This window comes from Mesorhizobium sp. M0870 (genome assembly GCF_040319775.1).
Lineage (GTDB): Bacteria > Pseudomonadota > Alphaproteobacteria > Rhizobiales > Rhizobiaceae > Mesorhizobium.
In genome coordinates this window covers 36,817-59,127 of the sequence record NZ_JAMYOI010000032.1, presented here as the reverse complement: position 1 = coordinate 59,127, position 22,311 = coordinate 36,817, and the positions used below count along the sequence as shown (strand labels likewise).

Here is a 22,311-nt window from a genome sequence, read left to right as displayed (position 1 = left end):
ATCGGACCCAAAAGGGGAAACCGGTTTTGGGAGAATCCGACGCTCAGAAAGAAAGTGGCGTAAAGTGCGGGAATATCAAACGAAATGCGCCCGGCCCGCAGCGGGCGAGACCGGTACAAATCGGACTCTGGGAAGAGAATGGTGCGGTCGAGAAGACTCGAACTTCCACGGGTTGCCCCACAGCGACCTCAACGCTGCGCGTCTACCAATTCCGCCACGACCGCACGTGGTAGAGCCGGAACCGACCGGCTCGCGGCGTGTAGCAAATCGTTTCCGGCGAAACAAGTGCACGGCAAGCAATAATGTCAGGCGATTGGCATAATGCTCCACAGGGTCCGAACGCAGCGTCGGAACTGGACGTTTGCGCCTGATATCGCCATATGGAAGGCAAGTTGATGTCACCCAAAGGTGCGAGGCGGTTTTGGGACGCGACATGCATAAGCGAAAAGACGATACGCCATGCCCGAACGCAGCCAGATCGCCACGTCGTTCCTGCCGCTCCCCGGTTCAGCACCGGTCGAATGGCTGATCGAGCCCGGCCTTACCGCCTATCCCGAAGCACTTGCCTTCATGGAGGCGCGCGCCGAGGCGATCCGCAGCGGGGCCGCCGGCGAGATGGTCTGGCTGGTCGAACACCCGCCGCTCTACACGGCCGGCACCAGCGCCCGCGGCGAGGACCTGATCGACGCCAACCGCTTCCCGGTGTTCGCGGCCGGCCGCGGCGGCGAATACACCTATCATGGGCCGGGCCAGCGGGTCGCCTATGTCATGCTTGACCTGAAGCGGCGGCGCGAGGACGTCCGCGCCTTCGTCGCGGCGCTCGAACAGTGGATCATCGGCACGCTGGCCGCCTTCAATGTGCGGGGCGAGCGCCGCGAGGACCGGGTCGGCGTCTGGGTCGTGCGGCCGAACCGCCCTGCTTTGCCGGACGGCTCGCCGGCCGAGGACAAGATCGCGGCCATAGGCATTCGGCTGCGGCGTTGGGTGAGCTTCCACGGCATCGCCATCAATGTCGAGCCCGATCTCGACCATTTCAGCGGCATCGTGCCTTGCGGCGTGCAGGACCACGGCGTCACCAGCCTCGTCGACCTCGGCCTTCCCCTGACCATGGCCGATCTTGACCTGGCGCTGAAATCCGCCTTCGAGGATGTGTTCGGTCCCGCCACGGTCTTGTCTGTCGAAGCCGAGCGCAAGGCTGGTTGATTTCTGCTGATCCGGTACGGCTCAAATTAGCTGAGCGGAGGCCCACAAGACGCCGTATCCATGAATGGCGAATACCGCCAGCAACGCTGCCGCCATGGCGAAGCGGTCGATGGTGCGGATCGGCTTCAGCTCGTGACGCGGCTTTATTCCGCTGCTCATCGTCAGCAGGCTGAGGATCGAAAACACCGCTCCCGTCGCGAGCAGGAAGTTGGAGGAAAAGCCGGCCTGCCAACCCACGGCCAGGAAAGCCGAGAGCAGGAAGAAGGAAGCCAGCGCCAACGCGACCGGTCCCGGACAGATCTGGCGCAGCACCTGACCGCCGTCGAATTTCCACACCGGCACCAGATTGGCGATGTTGAACAGGGCGGCGAAGCCCGCCAGTGTCGCCAGCAGCGCCGCCGCCAGCCGATGTCCTTCAGCGCCGGCAAAGGTGCTGGCGGCGATAGCGATCGGCACCAGGAATGCGGAGAAGCCGGCGCCCATCAGCGCCACGAAGGCGACTTCGAAACGGCTGTCATAGGGCCGCCCGCCAATGGCGATGCCGCCGAGCAGCGGAATGAAGATCATCCGTGCCCGGTTGTGGCCCATAAGCCGAAACGCCGCCATATGGCCAAGCTCATGCAGGGCGACCACCGATGTGAGGATCGCGGCCAGTGCCAGGCCGCCGAAGTGAAGGCCGAAGAATGGCCACAGGATCAGCGCCGAAAGCCCGGCGAAACCGACCTGGCTCAACGGATGCTCGAACCAGCCGCCCTTGCGATACTGCCCGGTCCGCGCCCAGCGCTGCAGTTTGCCAAGCTCGCGGCGCATGGCGAAATAGCGGAACACCAGGAAGGCAACGCCGCGATAGCGATCGGTCTGGCTGAGCGTCACCCGCGTGCCGTTGCCCTCGGAAACGAGCTCAGTGGTCTCGCGAAAATCCTTCCAGAATGAAGCGTCGAGCGCGGTGTCCTCGATGACGCGCATCGAGAAGCTGATACCTTCGACGACGTCCTCAAACCGCGACTTGCGTTCGATCGGCTTGCCGTCGCGACCTTCCCACGACAGCGTGATGCGGGCCACGCCCTCGCCGTCCGGCGCCTCGGCGGAAAGGATCTCACCGGACCAGCCGGCATCGCTGCCGAGCGGCCACAGCGCCTGCCAGAGGCGCTGCCGGTCCATCGCCACCAGACGAGTCAACCGGATCGTGCGCAGACCCAGCGGCACGGTCATCAAGAGAAAGATTAGCCCGAGATTGCTTGCCACCAGAATGGCCGTGACGATGGGCGACACCTGGACGTTGCTCCCTGTCTTGCCGGGGCACCCTAACGCCGCGACGGCAAGAAAAGCTTAACGGCGGAACGGCCTTCGACCGTGCGGGAACAGCGACGGCGAACGCCGCCAAATCACATGGCTCCGATCCAGATCGCCATGGAAACAAGGAACGTGCTCATGCAAACCAGTGAGATGACATCCTGAACCAGATCGGTCATAACTCTCTCCTGTTGTTGATATGTTCGCATTTTGTTCTAATTTTGTCTCAAAGTCAACGGGCACGATCCGCCCGCATCCGGATTTTTGCGGCGATCAGATCGGCAGGGTTAAGAAAAGGTTGATGGGCGTCGGACGGTGCTACGTGGTGAGATCGCAGCCTTTGCGATTAGCCAATACACCCATTGCTTCGTCATCCTAGGGCGGAGCAAGGAGCGGAGCGACGCGCACAGACCCTAGGATCCATGCCGTGACCTTGGGGCGATGCTACGGTGCAGAATTATCGCTCTGATAAAGGTCGCATATCCTCGACCCCTGCATTTGTCTCGAAAGTAACGGCATGGATCCTAGGGTCTACGCTCCGCTCCGCGGAGCTCCGCCCTAGGATGACGACATCGGAGACTAAAGCGGCACCACTTTGCCGTCGGCCAGGGTGACGCGCCGGTCCATGCGCGATGCCAGTTCGTGATTGTGGGTGGCAATCAGCGCCGCAAGGCCCGATTGCTTGACCAGCGCCGCCAGCGCCTCGAACACATAAGACGCGGTGACCGGATCGAGATTGCCGGTCGGCTCGTCCGCCAGCAGCACCAGCGGCGCATTGGCGACCGCGCGCGCGATGGCGACGCGCTGCTGCTCGCCGCCGGAGAGTTCGGACGGCCGGTGCGACGCGCGTTTGCCGATCTGCATGTAATCGAGCAGCTGCGCCGCGCGCTCGGCCGCGTCCTTCCGGCTGAGCCCTTTGATGAGCTGCGGCATCATGATGTTTTCCAGCGCCGAGAATTCCGGCAGCAGATGATGGAACTGGTAGACGAAGCCGACATCGTTGCGGCGGATCGCCGTGCGCTCGTCGTCGGAGAGCCGCCCGCAGGCACGGCCGGCCAGGATGACGTCGCCGGCGTCGGGACGCTCCAGCAGGCCGGCGGTGTGCAGCAGCGTCGACTTGCCGGTGCCCGACGGCGCCACCAGCGCCACCATCTCACCGCGCTTCAGCGAGAAATCGGCGCCGTTCAGGATGGTGAGCTTGCGCGGCCCCTGGACATAGTGCCGCTCGACGCTCTTCAGCTCGATAATGACCTCGGCCACTACTCGTACCTCAAGGCTTCGACCGGATCGAGACGCGCGGCGCGCCATGCCGGAAACACCGTTGCCAGGAAGGACAGGCCGAGCGCCATCAGGACGACATAGGTGGTCTCGCGTGGATCCATCTTCGCCGGCAACTGGCTGAGGAAATAGAGTTCAGGATTGAACAGCACCTTGCCGGTCATCCATGAGAAGAACTGGCGGATGGATTCGATGTTGGTGCAGATCAGCACGCCGAGCAGCACACCGGCAAGCGTGCCGGTCACGCCGATCGCCGCACCCGTCATCAGGAAGATGCGCAGGATGGCGCCGCGCGAAGCCCCCATGGTGCGCAGGATGGCGATGTCGTGGCCCTTGTCCTTCACCAGCATGATCAGGCCGGAGATGATGTTCAGCGCCGCCACCAGCACGATCAGCGTCAGGATCATGAACATGACGTTGCGCTCGACCTGCAGGGCGGAGAAGAAGGTCTCGTTGCGCTGGCGCCAGTCGACCATGTCGATCGGCCGCTGCGCCGCCGCCTCCACCTTCGGTTTCAGCGCATCGACATCGTCTGGATTGTCGACATAGATCTCGATCGTCTGCGCCCGCCCATCCATGTTGAAATAGAGCTGCGCTTCGGAAAACGGCATGTAGACGATGGAGGTGTCATATTCGGACATGCCGACTTCGAAGATCGCCGCGATCTTGTAGCCCTTCATGCGCGGCGTGGTGCCGATCGGCGTCACGTCGCCGTCGGGCGAAATCAAGGTGATGGTATCGCCAAGCGTCAGGCCGAGATTCTCGGCCATGCGCTTGCCGATGGCAACCCCCTCGCCAGAGTCGAAATCGGCGATCGAACCCTGCTTGATGTTGCTGGCAACGATGGCGATCTTGCTCAGATCCTCGCCGCGTATGCCGCGCACCAGCGCTCCGGTTCCGCCGCCGACATTGCCTTGCGCAAGCACCTGGCCATCGATCAGCGGGATGGCGTATTTGACGCCTGCTACACCGTTGATGCGGCTGGCGACCTGCGCATAGTCCTCCAACGGCGAATCGAGCGGCTGCACGATCAGGTGGCCGTTGACGCCGAGGATGCGCGTCAAAAGCTCCGCCCTGAAACCGTTCATCACCGCCATGACCACGATCAGCGTGGCGACGCCCAGCATGATGCCGAGGAAGGAGATCGAGGCGATCACGGAGATCACCGTCTCCTTGCGCCGCGAACGCAGATAGCGCCAGGCAACCATGCGCTCGAAGATGGAAAAGGGTCCGGCGCCGACCGGTCTTGCCGCCACCGCCTCGCTCATGCGGCGACACCGAAGCGCTTTTTCACGTCTGCGATCGGCAGCGTCTCGCGCTCGCCGGTCTTGCGATTCTTGATCTCGATCTCGCCGGCGGCGACACCGCGCGGGCCGACGATCACTTGCCAGGGAAGGCCGATCAGATCGGCGGTGGCGAACTTGCCGCCGGGCCGCTGATCGGTGTCGTCGTAGAGCACGTCCTTGCCGGCGGCGACGAAAACGGCATGCAGTTCGTCGCAGACGCGGTCGCACTCGGCGTCGCCCGCCTTCATGTTGATCAGCCCGATGTCGAACGGCGCCACCGCCTCCGGCCAGATGATGCCGTTGTCGTCATGGCTGGCTTCGATGATCGCAGCGACCAGCCGCGACGGACCGATGCCGTAGGAGCCTCCGGAGACGAAATGATCCTTGCCGTCGGGCCCGGTCACCTTGGCGCCCATGGGCTTCGAATATTTATCGCCGAAATGGAAGATGTGGCCGACCTCGATGCCGCGCGCCGAAACCTTGTCGCGCTCGCCGATCTTCTCCCACGCCGCCTCGTCATGCATCTCGTCGGTGGCCGCGTAGGGTGTCGTCCAAGTCTTGACGATATCGCTGATCTCGGCGGCATTGGCGAAGTCGGTCTTCTCTCCGGGCACATCGAGCGAAAGATAGTCGCGGTGGCAGTAGACCTGGCTCTCGCCGGTGTCGGCCAGGATGATGAATTCATGGCTGAGATCGCCGCCGATCGGCCCGGTATCGGCCCGCATCGGTATTGCCTGCAGCCCCATGCGCGTAAAAGTCCGGAGATAGGACACGAACATCCTGTTGTAGGCCGCCCTGGCGCCCTCGAAGTCGAGGTCGAAAGAATAGGCGTCCTTCATCAGGAATTCGCGCGAACGCATGACGCCGAAGCGCGGCCGCACTTCGTCGCGGAACTTCCACTGGATGTGGTAGAGATTGAGCGGCAGGTCCTTGTAGGATTTGACATAGGCGCGGACGATCTCGGTGACCACTTCCTCATTGGTCGGGCCGTAGAGCATGTCGCGGTCCTGCCGGTCCTTGATGCGCAGCATCTCCTTGCCGTAGTCGTCATAGCGGCCGCTTTCGCGCCACAGATCGGCCGACTGGATGGTCGGCATCAGGATTTCCAGCGCACCGGCGCGATTCTGCTCCTCACGGATGATGCGGCAGACCTTGTCCAGCACCCGCTTGCCGAGTGGCAGCCACGAGAAACTGCCCTGCCCCTGCTGGCGGATCATGCCGGCGCGCAGCATCAGCCGGTGCGAGACGATCTCGGCCTCGCGCGGGTTTTCTTTGAGGATAGGCAGGAAATAGCGCGACAAACGCATGGACTGGTCCGTGAGTGAGGAGGGTCGCGTCAGAATCGGCGCGACTTTGGCTTGCTTGACCCGGCTTCATAGCCATTTCAAGGCGGAATGGGAACCCGGACGCTTCGGCCCGAAAAGCGGCAATCGATTTTCAAAAAGCACGGGATAGCCGGGATCAGAAGCGTCGCACCGTCCTTCGCCCGCCCAGAAGACCCACGGCGCCGCAAGGCCTCCCGGTCACCGCGCGCGTCTTGATGATCGTTCGCCAAGCAACGCCTGCCACACTATTGTGCAGTGCAGCACGAGAATGCCCGTTTCAAGGCAAAATTCTTCGTGACATTGTCATTCGCCTTAGGCTAATGTACCTCGATAACCGAGAGGGTAGAAAAAAATCTGCTCTCCTACGCGGTCAAAGTCTTGGGAGGATGCGATCTAGGCGCGGTTACTCGCTGCCGCCGGAAACCGGAAACAGATCGGACGCGTTTAAATTGCAAGGCCTCGTGCCTTGCATTTTTTTTGTGCAATCATCTGCTTAGCGCAATGCGTTGCCAAACCACCTTACCTAGCGTCAGCGCTCGCCCGGCCGCAAAACGGCACGGCATTCCTGTCTGGAACCAAGCTGTTCCGACGGATGAAAACGTCTTTGCCGGACAAATCTTCTTGGGCCGGGACCGGCTATTTGGCTGGGGTTTGGCTGAATTCCGGCACGATGTGCGGGATGTCGTTGAGGCTGTATCCCAGCCCATGCGTCAGGCCATAGAAAATGCCCATCAGGATCGCGGTGGCGATGGTGGTCCGGATCACGGCGCGCAGCATGTGAGGTCCGCGCGGCGCGCTCGGAACCGTGCCGAGCGTCACGTCACGATCGTCGTCCTGCGTCCTCACGCTGAACGGCAGCACGGCGAACAGCACCACCCACCAGGTCGCGAAAAACAGGGCGGTGAACGAAACCCAGCTCATGATTGCTCCAGTTCGATCAGCGTTCCGAAAAAATCCTTCGGATGCAGGAACAGCACCGGCTTGCCGTGCGCGCCGATCTTCGGATTGCCGTCGCCCAGCACGCGGGCGCCGGCGGCCTTGAGCTGATCGCGCGCGGCCAGGATGTCATCGACCTCGTAGCAAAGATGGTGCATGCCGCCGGAAGGATTCTTCTCCAGGAAGGCGGCGATCGGCGACCCCTCGCCCAAGGGCTCCAGAAGTTCGATCTTGGTGTTGCCGACATTGACGAACACCACCGTCACCCCATGCTCCGGCAGCGCCTGCGGCGCCGTCACTTCCGCGCCGAGCGTGTTGCGATAGGCAGCGACGGCAGCAGCCAGATCCGGCACGGCAAGCGCGACATGGTTCAGTCGTCCGAGCATTGGCACTCCCAAGTAGGGAGTATGGGAATACGGGAGTAAGGGAAAAGACAGGTATGTCAGCTGTTTGCTCTTCCTACTCCCCTACTCCCCTACTCCCCTACTCCCTTTCGTCACCTTGTGACGAATACAGTCACCAGCGGCTTCTTGCCCCAGGCTTCGTTGGCGGCGCCGCGCACGGCGCGCCGCACTGCTTCTTGCACCAGGTCGAGGTCTTTTCGGCGCTGACGGGGGATCGAGTCCACCGCGCCGATTGCCGCATCGATCATCAAGTCTTCCAGCGACTCGCCACGGCCATCGGCCTCGGCGACGCCGATGGCGACCAGGTCGGGGTCGCCGGCAAGCTCATATTTGTCGTCCAACACGACATTGACCGCCACGTGGCCGGCAAAGGACAGCTTGCGCCGGTCACGGATGCCCATCGCCTGATCGGTGCCGATCAGTCTGCCATCCTTGTAGATACGGCCGAACGGCACCTGATCCATGATGGTGGCTGGGCCGGGAGCAAGCCTGAGCATGTCGCCGTCGCGCACCTGCGCCACCTGGCCGATGCCCGATGTCGACATCAGCGAGCCCTGCGCCACCAGATGTGCCGCCTCGCCATGCACGGGAACGCCGATCTGCGGGCGCACCCATTCATACATCTTGCGCAATTCGCTGCGCCGCGGATGGCCGGAGACATGCACCAGTGCATCGCCGTCCTCTATGATCTTGACGCCGAGGTCGATGAGACGGTTCTTGATCTCGAGGATCGCCTTCTCGTTGCCGGGAATGGTACGCGAGGAAAACACCACCGTGTCGCCTGCCGTCAGTGACACCGACTTCATCTCTTCGCGCGACAGCTTGGCCAGTGCGGCCAGCGGCTCGCCCTGGCTGCCGGTGCAGATGATGACCAGGTTTTCGCGCGGGATGAAACCAAAATCCTCCTCGGCGATGAACTCCGGCAGACCGTCCATGTAGCCGAGTTCGCCGGCCACATCGATGACCCGCTTCAGCGAACGGCCAAGCACCAGACACTGGCGTCCGGCATCGCGCGCCGCTTTGGCGATCGAGACGATGCGTCCGACATTGGAGGAGAATGTGGTGACGGCGACACGGCCCTTGGCAGCCTGGATGACGCCTTTGAGGCCCTCGCCCACAGCCACTTCCGAAGGCGACTCACCTTCGCGCAGCGCATTGGTCGAATCGCAGATCAGCGCCAGAACGCCCTTGTCGCCATAGGCCCGGAAACGCGCCTCGTCGGTCTTCGGCCCAATCGTCGGCTCCGGATCGATCTTCCAGTCACCGGTATGGATGACGGTGCCGGCCGGCGAGGTAATCGCCAGCGACATCGGCTCGGGAATCGAGTGCGCGACCGGAATGGCTTCGATCTCGAACGGGCCGACGGTGAATTTCTCGCCCGCCCGATAGATCGTGACCGGTATTTTCGGCGCGCCCTGCTCGCCTTGCCGCTTGGCTTCCAGCAGGCCGGCGCTGAACGGCGTCATCCAGACCGGCGCCTTCAGCTTCGGCCATGTGTCGAGCAGCGCGCCGTAATGGTCTTCATGCGCGTGCGTGATGATGATGCCGCGCAGATTGGCGAGGTTCTCCTCGATGAAGCGCGTGTCGGGCAGCACCAGGTCGACGCCCGGCAGGCTGGCATCGGGGAAGGTCACCCCGACATCGATGACGATCCATTCGCGCGCATTGGGCGGCCCGTAGCCGTAAAGAGCGAAGTTCATGCCGATCTCGCCGACGCCGCCGAGCGGCACGAAGACGAGTTCGGCGGTTTCCGCTTTCGCCATGATTTTTCCCTTCCTGGCCCTCAGGCCAAGCCCAAAAAGCAATTCCGGGAAAAGTGTGTAACGGTTTTCCCACCGGAGTTGCGCAAAAACAAACAGTTAGAACGGTGCATAAACGGCCCTATGCCCTGGCCGAAGCGACCGCGCCGAAATGCACGTCGCCGGCGGCGATCGTCCGAACCGAACCTTCATCGTCGCGGATCACGAAACGGCAGTCCTCGTCAATGGTCTCAAACACCCCACGCACCACATTACCGTCAATTCTGACAGCAACCTCGCTGCCAAGCCCCGCAGCACGATCAAGCCACCGACGCCTGACGGCGGCAAGTCCGCGCCCCTCATCCCACAACCGGGCATTCTCGCTCCAGGCATCCGACAGCGCCAGGAACAGTGTTTCCGCATCGCATGCCGCGCCCAGCGCGCTGAGTGATGTTGCGGGATAGGGCAAATCCTCGGGGTATGCCACCACATTGACGCCGATTCCGACCGCCACCGCGAAACGGCCGCCTTCCAGGATTGCCGATTCCAGCAGGATGCCGGCCAGCTTGGCGCCGGAGGCAAGCACGTCGTTCGGCCATTTCAGTTCGAAACGGTTTTTCCCTTCGCTGCCACCGTCGAGGCCGATGGCTATCCGGCCTTTCGGCACCACGGCGTCGAGCGCATCGGCCAGCGCCAGTCCGGCGACGAAGCCCAGCGTCGCGGCAAGGCGAAGCTCTGCCTTGGTGATGACCAGTAGCGTCGCCGCGAGGTTGCCTTCTGGCGTCGCCCAGACGCGGCCGCGCCGGCCACGCCCACTTTCCTGTTTCTTGGAAACGACCCACAATTTGCCGGGGTCGCCTGCCCTTGCGTGGTCCAGTGCCAGCGCATTGGTGGAGCCTACGCTCTCATGCGCCTCGAGCCGGAACCCATCCGACGCCGAGGTTGGAGCCAGCCGAAATGCCATGCCGACTAGAAAAACGTCTTGGCGGCGGCTTCGGCATAGGTGCCGATCGGCCCGCCGATCAGCACGTAGAACAGCACGAAGGCGCCGGAGACGCCGAGCACGACACGCAATTCCGTCGCCATCGGCACGAAGCCGCCGACCGGTTCGTCGAACCACATGATCTTGATGATGCGCAAATAGTAATAGGCGCCCACCACCGAGGCCAGCACGCCGATGATCGCCAACGCATAGAGATTGGCGTTGATGGCGGCGAGGAAGACGTACCATTTCCCCCAGAAGCCGGCGAGCGGCGGGATGCCGGCCAGCGAGAACATCAGGATGGTCAGGATCGTCGCCATGATCGGATTGGTCGACGACAGGCCGGCCAGCTCGCTGATCTGCTCGACATTGCCTTCCTTGCGCCGCATGGCGAGGATGAAGGCGAAGGTGCCGAGCGTCATCACCAGATAGATCAGCATGTAGATGGCAACGCCGCGCACGCCGGCCTGGCTGTTGGCGGCAAGGCCGACCAGCGCATAGCCCATATGGCCGATCGAGGAATAGGCCATCAGCCGTTTGATGTTGGTCTGGCCGATGGCGGCGAAAGCACCAAGCGCCATCGAGGCGATCGAGATGAAGACGATGATCTGCTGCCAGTCGGAGGCGATCGGCTTGAACGCACCCATGGTGACGCGCACCATCAGCGCCATCGCCGCCATCTTCGGTGCTGCCGCCAAAAAGGCCGTCACCGGTGTCGGCGCGCCCTCATAGACATCTGGCGTCCACATGTGGAACGGCACCGCCGAGATCTTGAAGGCAAGGCCGGCCAGCACGAAGACGAGGCCGAAAACGAGACCGAGCTGGCGCTCGCCGCTGCCGAGCGCAGAAGCGATCTCCTGGAAGCCGGTGTTGCCGGTGTAGCCGTAGACCAGGCTGATGCCATAGAGCAGCATGCCCGACGACAGCGCGCCGAGGACGAAATATTTGAGGCCAGCCTCAGTCGAACGCAGATTGTCGCGGTTGATCGCGCACAGCACGTAGATCGCCAGCGACTGCAGCTCGAGGCCGAGATAGAGGCCGATCATGCCATTGGCGGAGATCATCAGCATCATGCCGAGCGTGCAGAGCAGGATCAGCACCGGATATTCGAACTTGTCGAAGCGTTCAGCCTTGGCGAAGCGCATCGACATCACCAGCGTCACCGCCGAACCGATCAGCGCCAGCACCTTCATGAAGCGGCCGAAGGAATCCTGGATGAAGGCATTGCCGTAAGCGCTGCCCTGCCCGGTCCGGAAGATCAGCCAGGCGCCCGCGATCGCCAGAACGGCAACCGCAAGGCCGGTTACCGTGTTGGCCGTGTTGGCGCGCGAATAGGCTCCGACCATCAGCAGCGCCAGCGCGCCGACGGCAAGGATCAGCTCTGGCGTCGAGAGCGACAGGCTGGAGAGAAGGTCCGGCGTCATGGTTCGCAAAACCTCTGGTCAGTTCGCCGCCGCGGTCTGCGCGGCGCCGATGGATGCAGTGACATTGGTGACGAGCGACTTGACCGATTCGGCCGTCGCGTCGAAGACCGGGGCGGGATAGACGCCGAAGAAGATGACCAGCACGACCAGCGGGTAGATGATCACCTTCTCGCGCGGCGACAGATCGAGCAGGCCCTTCAGGCTCTCCTTGGTCAGTGCGCCGAAGATCACCCGGCGGTAGAGCCAGAGCGCGTAGGCGGCCGACAGGATGACGCCGGTGGCGGCGAAGAACGCCACCCAGGTGTTGACCCGGAACACGCCCAGCATGGTCAGGAACTCGCCGACGAAGCCGCTGGTACCGGGCAGGCCGACATTGGCCATGGTGAAGATCAGGAACACCGTGGCGTATTTCGGCATGTTGTTGACCAGGCCGCCATAGGCGGCGATCTCACGTGTGTGCATGCGGTCGTAGATGACGCCGACGCACAGGAACAGCGCGCCGGAGACGAGGCCGTGGCTGAGCATCTGGAAAATCGCGCCCTGCACGCCTTCCTGGTTCATGGCGAAGATGCCCATGGTGACGAAGCCCATATGAGCAACCGACGAATAGGCGATCAGCTTCTTCATGTCTTCCTGCATCAGCGCCACCAGCGAGGTGTAGATGATGGCGACGACGGACAGCGCGAAGACCAGCGGCGCGAACATTTCCGACGCCAGCGGGAACATCGGCAAGGAGAATCGCAGGAAGCCATACCCCCCCATCTTCAACAGGATGCCGGCCAGGATGACGGAGCCCGCCGTCGGCGCCTCGACGTGCGCATCGGGCAGCCAGGTGTGCACCGGCCACATTGGCATCTTCACCGCGAAGGAGGCGAAGAAGGCAAGCCATAGCCAGGTCTGCATGTTGGCCGGGAAGTTGTGGGTCAGCAGCGTCGGGATGTCGGTTGTGCCGGACTGGAAGAACATCGCCATGATGGCGAGCAGCATCAGCACCGAGCCGGCGAGCGTGTAGAGGAAGAACTTGAACGAGGCGTAGACGCGCCGCTTGCCGCCCCAGACGCCGATGATGATGAACATCGGGATCAGGCCGGCTTCGAAGAAGACGTAGAACAGCACGATGTCCAGCGCGCAGAACACGCCGATCATCAGCGTTTCGAGCAGCAGGAAGGCAATCATGTAGGCCTTCACGCGCTTCTCGATCGATTCCCACGACGCCAGGATGCACAGCGGCATCAGGAACGTCGTCAGGATGACGAACAGCATCGAGATGCCGTCGACGCCCATATGGTAGGAAATGCCGGAGTCGAGCCACGCGACCTTCTCGACGAACTGGAAGCCGGACTGCGAATTGTCGAATCCGGTCCAGATGAACAGCGAGATGATGAACGTGAACGTCGTCGTCAACAGCGCGATGGAGCGGATGTTGCGGCGTGCATTTTCGCTGTCGTCATTGATGAACAGGATAAGCAGCACACCAACCAGCGGCAGGAAGGTGACCAGCGAGAGGATTGGCCAGGCGGTCATCAGAGCATCATCCAGGTGACGAGTGCGGCAACGCCGATCAGCATGGCGAAGGCGTAGTGGTAGAGATAGCCGGTCTGCAGCTTGACGACGCGGTCGGTGACATCGACGACGCGCGCCGAAATGCCATCCGGGCCGAGGCCGTCGATGATGGTGCCGTCGCCGGTCTTCCACAGGAAATGGCCGAGGCGCTTGGCGGGCCGCACGAACAGGAAGTCGTAGAGCTCGTCGAAATACCACTTGTTGAGCAGGAAGGCGTACAGCCCGCGATGCTGCGCGGCGAGGTTGACCGGCATTTCCGGCGAGCGGATGTAGAATTTCCAGGCCAGCGCGAAGCCGATCAGCATGGCGATGAAGGGCGACAGTTCGACCCACAGCGGCAATTCGTGGATGTCGTGCAGGATGTGGTTGTCAGGCAGCGTGAACAGCGATGCCTTCCAGAACTCGGCATAGCCCTCGCCGATGAAGGCGCGGTGGAAGATGATGCCGGCAAACAGTGCGCCAGCGGCCAGGATGAACAGCGGCACCAGCATCACAGGCGGCGATTCATGGACGTGGTGCATCACTTCATGGCTCGCCCGCGGCTTGCCGTGGAAGGTCATGAAGATCAGCCGCCAGGAGTAGAAGGAGGTGAAGCAAGCGGCGACGACCAGAGCCACGAAGGCCATGCCGGCAACCGAATTGTGGCCGGCAAAGGCGCTCTCGATGATGGCGTCCTTGGAGAAGAAGCCGGCGGTGCCGATGACCGTCACCGGAATGCCGACGCCGGTTAGCGCCAGCGTGCCGATCACCATCATCCAGTAGGTGGTCGGGATCAGTTTCCTGAGGCCGCCCATCTTGCGCATGTCCTGCTCGTCGGACACGGCATGGATGACCGAGCCCGAGCCGAGGAACAGCAGCGCCTTGAAGAAGGCATGCGTGAACAGGTGGAAGATCGCCGCGCCATAGGCGCCGACGCCGAGCGCCACGAACATGTAGCCGAGCTGCGAGCAGGTCGAGTAGGCGATGACGCGCTTGATGTCGTTCTGGACGAGACCGACGGTGGCCGCGAAGAAGGCCGTGAAGGCACCGATGAAGGTCACGACAGTCAGCGCCGAATGCGAGAGTTCGAACAGCGGCGACAGCCGTGCCAGCATGAACACGCCGGCCGTCACCATGGTGGCGGCATGGATCAGCGCGGAAACCGGTGTCGGGCCTTCCATGGCATCCGGCAGCCAGGTGTGCAGCGGCACTTGCGCCGACTTGCCCATGGCGCCCATGAACAGCAGCAGGCAGACGATCGTCATGGCCGCCTGCTTGTCCAGCGCATAGCCGAGGAAGGTCAGCACGGCGGCGCCGTGCGGGGCGCCTTCGGCCGGAATGAACGTTGCCGCATTGGCGAAGATCGTGCCCAGATTGACCGAGCCGAACAGCACGAACACGCCGAAGATGCCGAGTGCGAAGCCGAAATCGCCGACGCGGTTGACGACAAAGGCCTTGATTGCCGCGGCATTGGCCGACGGCTTCTTGTACCAGAAGCCGATCAGCAGGTAGGACGCCAGCCCCACGCCTTCCCAGCCAAAGAACATCTGCACGAGGTTGTCCGCCGTCACCAGCATCAGCATGGCGAAGGTGAACAGCGACAGATAGGCGAAGAAGCGCGGCCGGTTCGGATCGTGGTGCATGTAGCCGATCGAATAGATGTGGACCAGCGCCGAGACGGTGTTGACCACCACCAGCATGACCACCGTCAGCGTGTCGATCCGCAGTGCCCAGGACGCTTCCAGTCCGCCCGACTGTATCCAGCGCAGCACCGGCACGGTGAACACCTCGCCATGGCCGAAACCGACGGTGAAGAAAGCGACCCACGACAGCACGGCCGCGATCACCAGGAAACCGGAGGTGATGTATTCGGACGCCTTGGCGCCGAGCGACGTGCCGAACAGGCCGACGATCAGGAAGCCGAGCAGGGGAAGGAAGACGATGGCCTGATACATGGTGGTTCCGTCAACCCTTCATCATGTTCACGTCTTCGACCGCGATCGAGCCGCGGTTGCGGAAGAAGACGACGAGAATGGCAAGTCCGATGGCGGCCTCGGCCGCAGCTACCGTCAGCACGAACAGCGCGAACACCTGGCCGACCAGATCGCCCAGTGCCGCCGAAAAGGCGACGAAATTGATGTTGACCGCCAGCAGGATCAGTTCAACCGACATCAGGATGACGATGACGTTCTTGCGGTTCAGGAAGATGCCGAACACGCCGAGCGTGAACAGAACAGCCGATACGGTCAGATAATGTGCGATGCCGACAACCATCTCAGAGTCCCTCGCCTGTCTTGACCTTGCGGATTTCCATGCCGGTCGCCGGCGTGCGGCCGACCTGGGCCGCGATCGACTGCCGCTTGACGCCTGGCTTATGGCGCAGCGTCAGCACGATGGCGCCAATCATGGCGACCAGCAGGATGAGGCCCGAAATCTGGAAGTAGTAGAGGTAGTCGGTATACAGGATGTCGCCGAGCGCGGCGGTGTTGGTCCGCGTGGCGAGATCCGGAATGGGCTTGGAGACCGTCGAAGCGAGCTGCGGCGCGAAAGTGTAGCCGCCGAGAACGACGATCAGCTCCGCCGCCAGGATCAGCCCGACCAGCGCGCCGATCGGCGCATATTGCAGGGCGCCTTCCTTCATCTCGGCGAAATCGACGTCGAGCATCATGACGACGAACAGAAACAGCACCATCACCGCGCCGACATAGACGACGAGCAGGATCATCGCCAGGAACTCGGCCCCGGTCAGCATGAACAGGCCGGCGGCGTTGAAAAAGGTCAGGATCAGGAACAGCACCGAATGCACGGGGTTGCGCGACGAAATGACCATGAACGCCGACGCCACCGCGACAAAGGCGAAGAGGTAGAAAAAGGCCGCCTCTAGTCCACTCAACATTGGGGATCCCCCGGGTTCCTGTACGAACAGGACGCTCGTCCTGTTTGTTGTCTCTGGCCTGGTTCCGCCTCCGGTTCCAAAGCCGCGTTGTCCTAGCCCATGTTCCGATCGGGTTGAAAGGCCCGATCGAAAGAAACATGGGCCACTCTGTATTCCGGAGCATGATCTGGTCCGAAAAAGTCCGCAACTTTTCGGGATCATCCTCTGGACGAGGCCCCTGCCCCGTCCATGCGTCAAATATCAGCGGTAGGGCGAGTCCAGCGAGATGTTGCGCGCCAGTTCGCGCTCCCACCGGTCGCCATTCGCCAACAGCTTGTCCTTGTCGTAGTAGAGTTCCTCGCGCGTCTCCGTCGCGAATTCGAAATTCGGCCCCTCGACGATGGCGTCGACCGGGCAGGCTTCCTGGCAGAAGCCGCAATAAATGCACTTCACCATGTCGATGTCGTAGCGAACCGTGCGGCGCGTGCCGTCATTGCGGCGCGGGCCGGCCTCGATGGTGATGGCCTGCGCCGGGCAGATCGCCTCGCACAATTTGCAGGCGATGCAGCGTTCCTCGCCATTGGGATAGCGGCGCAGCGCATGCTCGCCGCGGAAGCGCGGACTGGTCGGCCCCTTCTCGTGCGGATAATTGATCGTCTCTTTCGGCGCGAAGAACTGGCGCATCGACAGGAAGAAAGCGCTGACGAAATCCTGCAGCAGCAGCGATTTGGCGGCTTGGGAAAGAGCGGACATCACGCAAACCCCGTGATCTTGAGGAAGGCCGCGGTGGCGACCACCATGAACAGCGAGATCGGCAGGAACACTTTCCAGCCAAGCCGCATCAATTGGTCGTAGCGGTAGCGCGGCACGAAGGCTTTCACCATGGAGATGCCGAAGAACACGAAGCAGACTTTCAGCACGAACCAGATGACGCCCGGCACCCAGGTGAACGGCGCGAAGTCGAACGGAGGCAGCCAGCCGCCGAGGAACAGGATGGTGGCCAGCGCGCACATCAGCACGATGGCTACATACTCGCCGAGGAAGAACAGCAGGAACGGCGTCGACGAATATTCGACCATGTGGCCGGCGACCAGTTCCGATTCGGCTTCCACCAGATCGAAGGGCGGGCGGTTCGTCTCGGCCAGCGCCGAGATGAAGAAGATGATGAACATCGGGAACAGCGCCAGCCAGTTCCAGTCGAGGAACGTATTGGGCAGGCCAAGCCGCGTACCAATTCCATCATGCTGCGACAGCACGATGTCGGACAGGTTGAGCGAGCCGGCGGTGAGCAGAACAGTGACGATGACGAAGCCGATCGAGACTTCGTAGGACACCATTTGTGCCGCCGAACGCAGCGCGCCGAGGAACGGATATTTCGAGTTGGAGGCCCAGCCGCCCATGATCACGCCGTAGACCTCGAGCGAGGAGATGGCGAAGACATAGAGGATGCCGACATTGACGTTGGCGATCGCCCAGCCCTGATTGACCGGGATGACCGCCCAGGCCGAGATCGCCAGCACGGCCGAGACCAGCGGCGCCAGCAGGAACACGCCCTTGTTGGCGCCGGACGGGATGACCGGCTCCTTGAAGACGAATTTCAGCAGATCGGCGAAGGCTTGCAGCGTGCCCCAGGGGCCGACGACGTTCGGGCCACGGCGCAGTTGCACCGCCGCCCAGATCTTGCGGTCGGCATAGAGGATATAGGCGACGAAAATCAGCAGGATAACGATCAGCACGACCGATTTCAGCAGAATGATCAGCGCCGGCAGCACGTAGAAGGAGAAGAAAGTGTCCATGCTTATTCCGCCGCCTGCTTGAAGCCGCTCTTGGCCAGTGCCGAGCATTCCGCCATCACGGCCGATGCCCGCGCGATCGGGTTGGTCAGGTAGAAATCCGTCACCGGCGACGTAAAGGTGCCCTTGTTCAGCCGCCCGCCGAGCTTCGCCACCCCAGCGATGTCCTCGGCATTGCCGGCCGCGACCTGGTCGATACGGGCCAGATGCGGGTATTCGCCATAGAGCTTGGCGCGCAGTTGCGGCAGCGAATCGAACGGCAGTTTCTTGCCCAGCACATCCGACAGTGCCCGCAGGATCGCCCAGTCCTCGCGAGCCTCGCCCGGCGCGAAGCCGGCGCGGTTGGTCTGCTGCACACGCCCTTCGGTGTTGACATAGGTGGCCGACTTTTCCGTGTAGGCGGCCGCCGGCAGGATGACATTGGCGCGGTGCGCGCCCTGATCGCCATGCGTGCCGATATAGACGACGAAGGCGCCGCCGGTCTTGGCCATGTCGATCTCGTCGGCGCCGAGCAGGAACAGGAGCTCCATTTCGCCCAGCATGCCGGCAACGTTTCTGCCGCCCTCGCCCGGCACGAAGCCGAGATCGAGACCGCCGACGCGCCCGGCCGCATTGTGCAGCACGGCAAAGCCGTTCCAATCCGCGCGGGCAGCGTTGACGGCGGCGGCGAGCTTGGCCGCCTGACCGAGCACGGCCGCGCCATCGGCGCGCGCCAGCGCGCCCTGGCCGACGATGATCAGCGGATGCGTCGCCTTCTTCAGCACCTGGAAGAACTTGCCATTGCCGTCAGCCAAATCCTTCAGCGAATCCGGTCCGGCGCCCAGCTGTTCGTAGTCGTAGCGTGTGTCGCCGACATCGCCGATGACGCCAACCGGCAGATTGCCGGTCCGCCAGCGCTTGCGGATACGGGCGTTGAGCACCGAGGCTTCATAGCGCGGGTTGGCGCCGATGATCAGCACCGCATCGGCCTGCTCGATGCCTTCGATGGTCGGGTTGAAGATGTAGCTCGCACGGCCGAGCGCCGGGTCGAGTGCGGCGCCATCCTGGCGGCAATCCGTATTCTTCGAGCCGAGCGAAGCCATCAGCAGCTTGAGCGCATAGGTTTCCTCGACGGCGGCGAGATCGCCCGCGATAGCGCCGATCTTTTCGGGCGCCGTCTTCGACACCGCGTCCTTGATCGCGGCGAAGGCCTCGGCCCAGCTGGTGGCAACCAGCCTGCCGTCCTTGCGCACATAGGGGCGGTCGAGACGCTGCGTGCGCAGGCCGTCCCAGATGAAGCGGGTCTTGTCGGAGATCCACTCCTCGTTCACCGCCTCGTTGACGCGCGGCAGGATCCGCATCACTTCGCGGCCCCGGCTATCGACGCGGATCGCCGAGCCGACCGCATCCATCACGTCGATGGATTCGGTCTTGGTCAGCTCCCACGGCCGCGCCTGGAAGGCGAATGGCTTCGAGGTCAGCGCGCCGACCGGGCAAAGGTCGATGACATTGCCCTGCAGCTCCGACGTCATCGCCTGTTCGAGATAGGTGGTGATCTCGGCATCCTCACCACGGCCGATCAGGCCCAGTTCGGAAATGCCGGCGACTTCGGTGGTGAAGCGGACGCAGCGCGTGCAGTGGATGCAGCGGTTCATCACCGTCTTCACCAACGGTCCGATGTATTTGTCTTCGACCGCGCGCTTGTTCTCGTGATAGCGCGAGGAATCGACGCCGAACGCCATCGCCTGGTCCTGCAGGTCGCATTCGCCGCCCTGATCGCAGATCGGGCAATCCAGCGGATGGTTGATCAGCAGGAACTCCATCACGCCTTCCCTGGCCTTCTTGACCATCGGCGTGTTGGTGAAGATTTCCGGCGCCTCGCCATTCGGCCCGGGACGCAGATCGCGCACGTTCATGGCGCAGGAGGCCTGGGGCTTGGGCGGCCCGCCCTTCACCTCGATCAGGCACATGCGGCAATTGCCGGCGATCGACAGCCGCTCATGGAAGCAGAAGCGCGGCACTTCCGCGCCAGCGTCTTCAGCCGCCTGCAGCAGCGTGTAGTGGTCGGGTACAGTGATCTCTTTCCCGTCGACCTTGAGCTTTGCCATTCGCCTCAAACCCCTGCGGAGTTCCCGCAATCTCTTTTTCCGGACGCGGTCGAGACCACGTCGGGCACTTCATTCACTTCTTGACGGCGAGCGCCGCCGCTTGGGCTGTCCAATCGTCGCGGCCGATGCGGCCGCCGAGCGACAGATAGTCCTCGACCCAGGCAACCTCTTGCGGCGTCCATGCCGCGATCTGGGCATACGTCCAGATGCCGAGGCCGTTGAGAACCTTTTCCAGCTTCGGCCCGATGCCCGAGATGGCCTTGAGATCCGCCGGTTTGGCCGGCTTCTCCATGGCGTTGGGCTGCCTGAAATCCTCGGGCATCAGCGCATCGCCGGCGCCGCCCGCAGCCGGAGCGGCATTCGCGGCCGGCACGGCAGTGGCGGCTTCCTTGGCGGCAATATCGGTGACCTCCCGGGCGAAGGACTGCGCCTCGGCAATCATGCTTTTCGCCGTCGCCCGTGCCTTGGTGGAGGAAGGACTTGGATCTTCGAACTGCGCGACGCGCGCCTCGAAATCATCGACGATCGGCTGCAGCAGCCGCTGCGAGGCTTCTGCGGCACCTGAAAGCGCACCCAGCCAGACGCCGAAAGCATGGTTGGCGAGCCCGAGGCCAAGCGCCGACATCGCCGCCGCACCCGCCACAGGATGCACGAAAAGGTTGACGGCGCTGGCCATCTCCTTCGGCATCATCCTGGTCAAGTCTTGGTTCATCTTCTCGATCTGGTCCAAATTGGGCATCAGCGGGTTCGAATACGGCGCCATAGAGTTCTCCTGGTCGTTTCTTCGTTCGCCCCGCCCTTCGCTGCGGACTTTCGTCCGCGTATACATTCTTCTATTCCGCCGCCACCATCACAGGCTCGGCCCGGTGCGCATTGCGCGAAAACTCGTCGATGCGCCGCTCCACTTCGCCGCGGAAATGCCGCATCAGGCCCTGGATCGGCCATGCCGCCGCGTCACCCAGCGCGCAGATCGTATGGCCCTCGATCTGCTTGGTGACGTCGAGCAGCATATCGATCTCGCGCTTCTGCGCCTCGCCGCGCACCAGCCGTTCCATCACCCGCCACATCCAGCCGGTGCCTTCGCGGCATGGCGTGCACTGGCCGCAGCTCTCGTGCTTGTAGAAGTAGGAAAGCCGCGCAATCGCCTTCACGACATCGGTCGACTTGTCCATGACGATGACAGCCGCGGTTCCAAGCCCGGATTTGAGGTCGCGCAAGGCGTCGAAATCCATCGGCGCGTCGATGATCTGCTCGGCCGGCACCAGCGGCACCGAGGCGCCACCCGGTATGACCGCCAAAAGATTGTCCCAGCCGCCGCGAATGCCGCCGCAATGCGTCTCGATGAGCTCGCGGAACGGGATCGACATCGCCTCCTCGACCGTGCACGGATTGTTGACATGGCCGGAGATGCAAAACAGCTTGGTGCCGACATTGTTGGGCCGGCCGAAGGACGAGAACCAGGCCGCACCGCGGCGCAGGATGGTCGGCGCAACCGCGATCGATTCGACATTGTTGACCGTGGTCGGGCAGCCATAGAGGCCGACATTGGCAGGGAATGGCGGCTTCAGCCGGGGCTGGCCCTTCTTGCCTTCGAGGCTTTCGAGGAGCGCTGTCTCCTCGCCGCAGATATAGGCGCCGGCGCCGTGGTGCATGTAGATGTCGAAATCATAGCCGGAGGTGTTGTTCTTGCCGATCAGCTTGGCCTCGTAGGCCTCCTCGATCGCGCGCTGCAGCGCCTCGCGCTCGCGGATGAACTCGCCGCGCACATAGATGTAGGCGGCAATCGCGCCCATGGCGAAACCGGCAAGCAGCGCGCCCTCGACCAGCGTATGGGGGTCGTTGCGCAGGATGTCGCGGTCCTTGCAAGTGCCGGGCTCGGATTCGTCGGCGTTGATGACGAGATAGCTCGGCCGGCCGTCGCTCTGCTTGGGCATGAACGACCATTTGAGCCCGGTCGGGAAGCCGGCGCCGCCGCGGCCGCGCAGGCCCGACGCCTTCATCTCGTTGACGATCCACTCGCGCCCCTTGGCAACGATGCCGGGCGTGTTGTCCCAGGCGCCGCGCGCCATCGCGCCGGCCAAGGACTTGTCGAACAGGCCGTAGATATTGGTGAAGATGCGGTCTTTATCCCCGAGCATTTTTCG

Annotated in this window: 19 protein-coding genes and 1 tRNA gene; 1 reads left to right on the top strand and 19 read right to left on the bottom strand. The window is 62.9% G+C overall.

The features are described from left to right. Positions 1-139: 139 nt before the first annotated feature. Positions 140-224: transfer RNA gene (locus NKH97_RS28165), tRNA-Leu, on the bottom strand. Positions 225-459: 235 nt separating this feature from the next. Between NKH97_RS28165 and lipB the strand changes: the two genes are divergently transcribed. Next, entirely contained in the window at positions 460-1,203 is a 744-nt protein-coding gene (gene lipB / locus NKH97_RS28160) for a lipoyl(octanoyl) transferase LipB (protein ID WP_352799211.1), read from the top strand. 21 nt (positions 1,204-1,224) lie between these two features. Here lipB and NKH97_RS28155 read toward each other — a convergent pair whose 3' ends face one another. The 18 genes from NKH97_RS28155 to nuoF form a co-directional block, all read right to left on the bottom strand. Continuing rightward, positions 1,225-2,475, bottom strand: coding sequence for a site-2 protease family protein (locus NKH97_RS28155; protein WP_352799210.1), 1,251 nt, complete (start codon positions 2,473-2,475; stop codon positions 1,225-1,227). Positions 2,476-3,075: 600 nt separating this feature from the next. Further along, positions 3,076-3,804 (bottom strand): ABC transporter ATP-binding protein, encoded by a 729-nt coding sequence (locus NKH97_RS28150; protein WP_206535279.1) that lies wholly within the window; start codon positions 3,802-3,804, stop codon positions 3,076-3,078. Then, positions 3,756-5,042 carry a lipoprotein-releasing ABC transporter permease subunit gene (locus tag NKH97_RS28145; protein WP_127293254.1) on the bottom strand — a complete coding sequence of 429 codons (1,287 nt, stop codon included), beginning with the start codon at positions 5,040-5,042 and terminating at the stop codon, positions 3,756-3,758. The genes NKH97_RS28150 and NKH97_RS28145 overlap by 49 nt, the downstream gene beginning before the upstream one ends. After that, a complete protein-coding gene (gene proS / locus NKH97_RS28140; protein ID WP_352799209.1) occupies positions 5,039-6,367 on the bottom strand; it encodes a proline--tRNA ligase in 1,329 nt (442 codons plus the stop codon). The genes NKH97_RS28145 and proS overlap by 4 nt, the downstream gene beginning before the upstream one ends. Positions 6,368-7,021: 654 nt before the next feature. Beyond that, positions 7,022-7,306, bottom strand: coding sequence for a DUF1467 family protein (locus tag NKH97_RS28135; RefSeq protein WP_023812375.1), 285 nt, complete (start codon positions 7,304-7,306; stop codon positions 7,022-7,024). After that, positions 7,303-7,707 carry a methylmalonyl-CoA epimerase gene (gene mce / locus NKH97_RS28130; protein ID WP_128304418.1) on the bottom strand — a complete coding sequence of 135 codons (405 nt, stop codon included), beginning with the start codon at positions 7,705-7,707 and terminating at the stop codon, positions 7,303-7,305. The genes NKH97_RS28135 and mce overlap by 4 nt, the downstream gene beginning before the upstream one ends. A 110-nt stretch (positions 7,708-7,817) precedes the next feature. Further along, on the bottom strand, positions 7,818-9,488 hold the full coding sequence (locus NKH97_RS28125; protein WP_127267199.1) for a ribonuclease J: 1,671 nt from the start codon (positions 9,486-9,488) through the stop codon (positions 7,818-7,820). A gap of 118 nt (positions 9,489-9,606) precedes the next feature. Further along, positions 9,607-10,428: a biotin--[acetyl-CoA-carboxylase] ligase gene (locus tag NKH97_RS28120; RefSeq protein ID WP_352751316.1), complete on the bottom strand. Its 822-nt coding sequence runs from the start codon at positions 10,426-10,428 to the stop codon at positions 9,607-9,609. Positions 10,429-10,433: 5 nt separating this feature from the next. Further along, positions 10,434-11,870 (bottom strand): NADH-quinone oxidoreductase subunit NuoN, encoded by a 1,437-nt coding sequence (gene nuoN / locus NKH97_RS28115; RefSeq protein WP_352751314.1) that lies wholly within the window; start codon positions 11,868-11,870, stop codon positions 10,434-10,436. A gap of 18 nt (positions 11,871-11,888) precedes the next feature. Continuing rightward, positions 11,889-13,394: an NADH-quinone oxidoreductase subunit M gene (locus tag NKH97_RS28110; RefSeq protein ID WP_023812379.1), complete on the bottom strand. Its 1,506-nt coding sequence runs from the start codon at positions 13,392-13,394 to the stop codon at positions 11,889-11,891. Then, the gene (gene nuoL / locus NKH97_RS28105) at positions 13,394-15,367 is read right to left on the bottom strand and encodes an NADH-quinone oxidoreductase subunit L (RefSeq protein ID WP_023812380.1); all 1,974 of its coding nucleotides are present in this window, start codon (positions 15,365-15,367) and stop codon (positions 13,394-13,396) included. The genes NKH97_RS28110 and nuoL overlap by 1 nt, the downstream gene beginning before the upstream one ends. A 10-nt stretch (positions 15,368-15,377) precedes the next feature. After that, positions 15,378-15,686 carry an NADH-quinone oxidoreductase subunit NuoK gene (gene nuoK, locus NKH97_RS28100; protein ID WP_010910101.1) on the bottom strand — a complete coding sequence of 103 codons (309 nt, stop codon included), beginning with the start codon at positions 15,684-15,686 and terminating at the stop codon, positions 15,378-15,380. 1 nt (position 15,687) lies between these two features. Beyond that, on the bottom strand, positions 15,688-16,308 hold the full coding sequence (locus NKH97_RS28095; RefSeq protein WP_023812381.1) for an NADH-quinone oxidoreductase subunit J: 621 nt from the start codon (positions 16,306-16,308) through the stop codon (positions 15,688-15,690). A gap of 240 nt (positions 16,309-16,548) precedes the next feature. Further along, positions 16,549-17,040, bottom strand: coding sequence for an NADH-quinone oxidoreductase subunit NuoI (nuoI, locus tag NKH97_RS28090; RefSeq protein WP_023812382.1), 492 nt, complete (start codon positions 17,038-17,040; stop codon positions 16,549-16,551). Beyond that, the gene (gene nuoH / locus NKH97_RS28085; RefSeq protein WP_023812383.1) at positions 17,040-18,083 is read right to left on the bottom strand and encodes an NADH-quinone oxidoreductase subunit NuoH; all 1,044 of its coding nucleotides are present in this window, start codon (positions 18,081-18,083) and stop codon (positions 17,040-17,042) included. Before nuoH ends, nuoI begins: the two co-directional genes overlap by 1 nt. 2 nt (positions 18,084-18,085) lie before the next feature. Next, on the bottom strand, positions 18,086-20,167 hold the full coding sequence (nuoG, locus tag NKH97_RS28080; RefSeq protein WP_128304421.1) for an NADH-quinone oxidoreductase subunit NuoG: 2,082 nt from the start codon (positions 20,165-20,167) through the stop codon (positions 18,086-18,088). Between the two features lie 73 nt (positions 20,168-20,240). After that, entirely contained in the window at positions 20,241-20,930 is a 690-nt protein-coding gene (locus tag NKH97_RS28075) for a helix-hairpin-helix domain-containing protein (RefSeq protein ID WP_352799208.1), read from the bottom strand. A 70-nt stretch (positions 20,931-21,000) separates the two neighbouring features. Then, complete coding sequence (gene nuoF / locus NKH97_RS28070) at positions 21,001-22,305, bottom strand: NADH-quinone oxidoreductase subunit NuoF (protein ID WP_023812385.1); 1,305 nt, start codon at positions 22,303-22,305, stop codon at positions 21,001-21,003. Positions 22,306-22,311 lie beyond the last annotated feature (6 nt).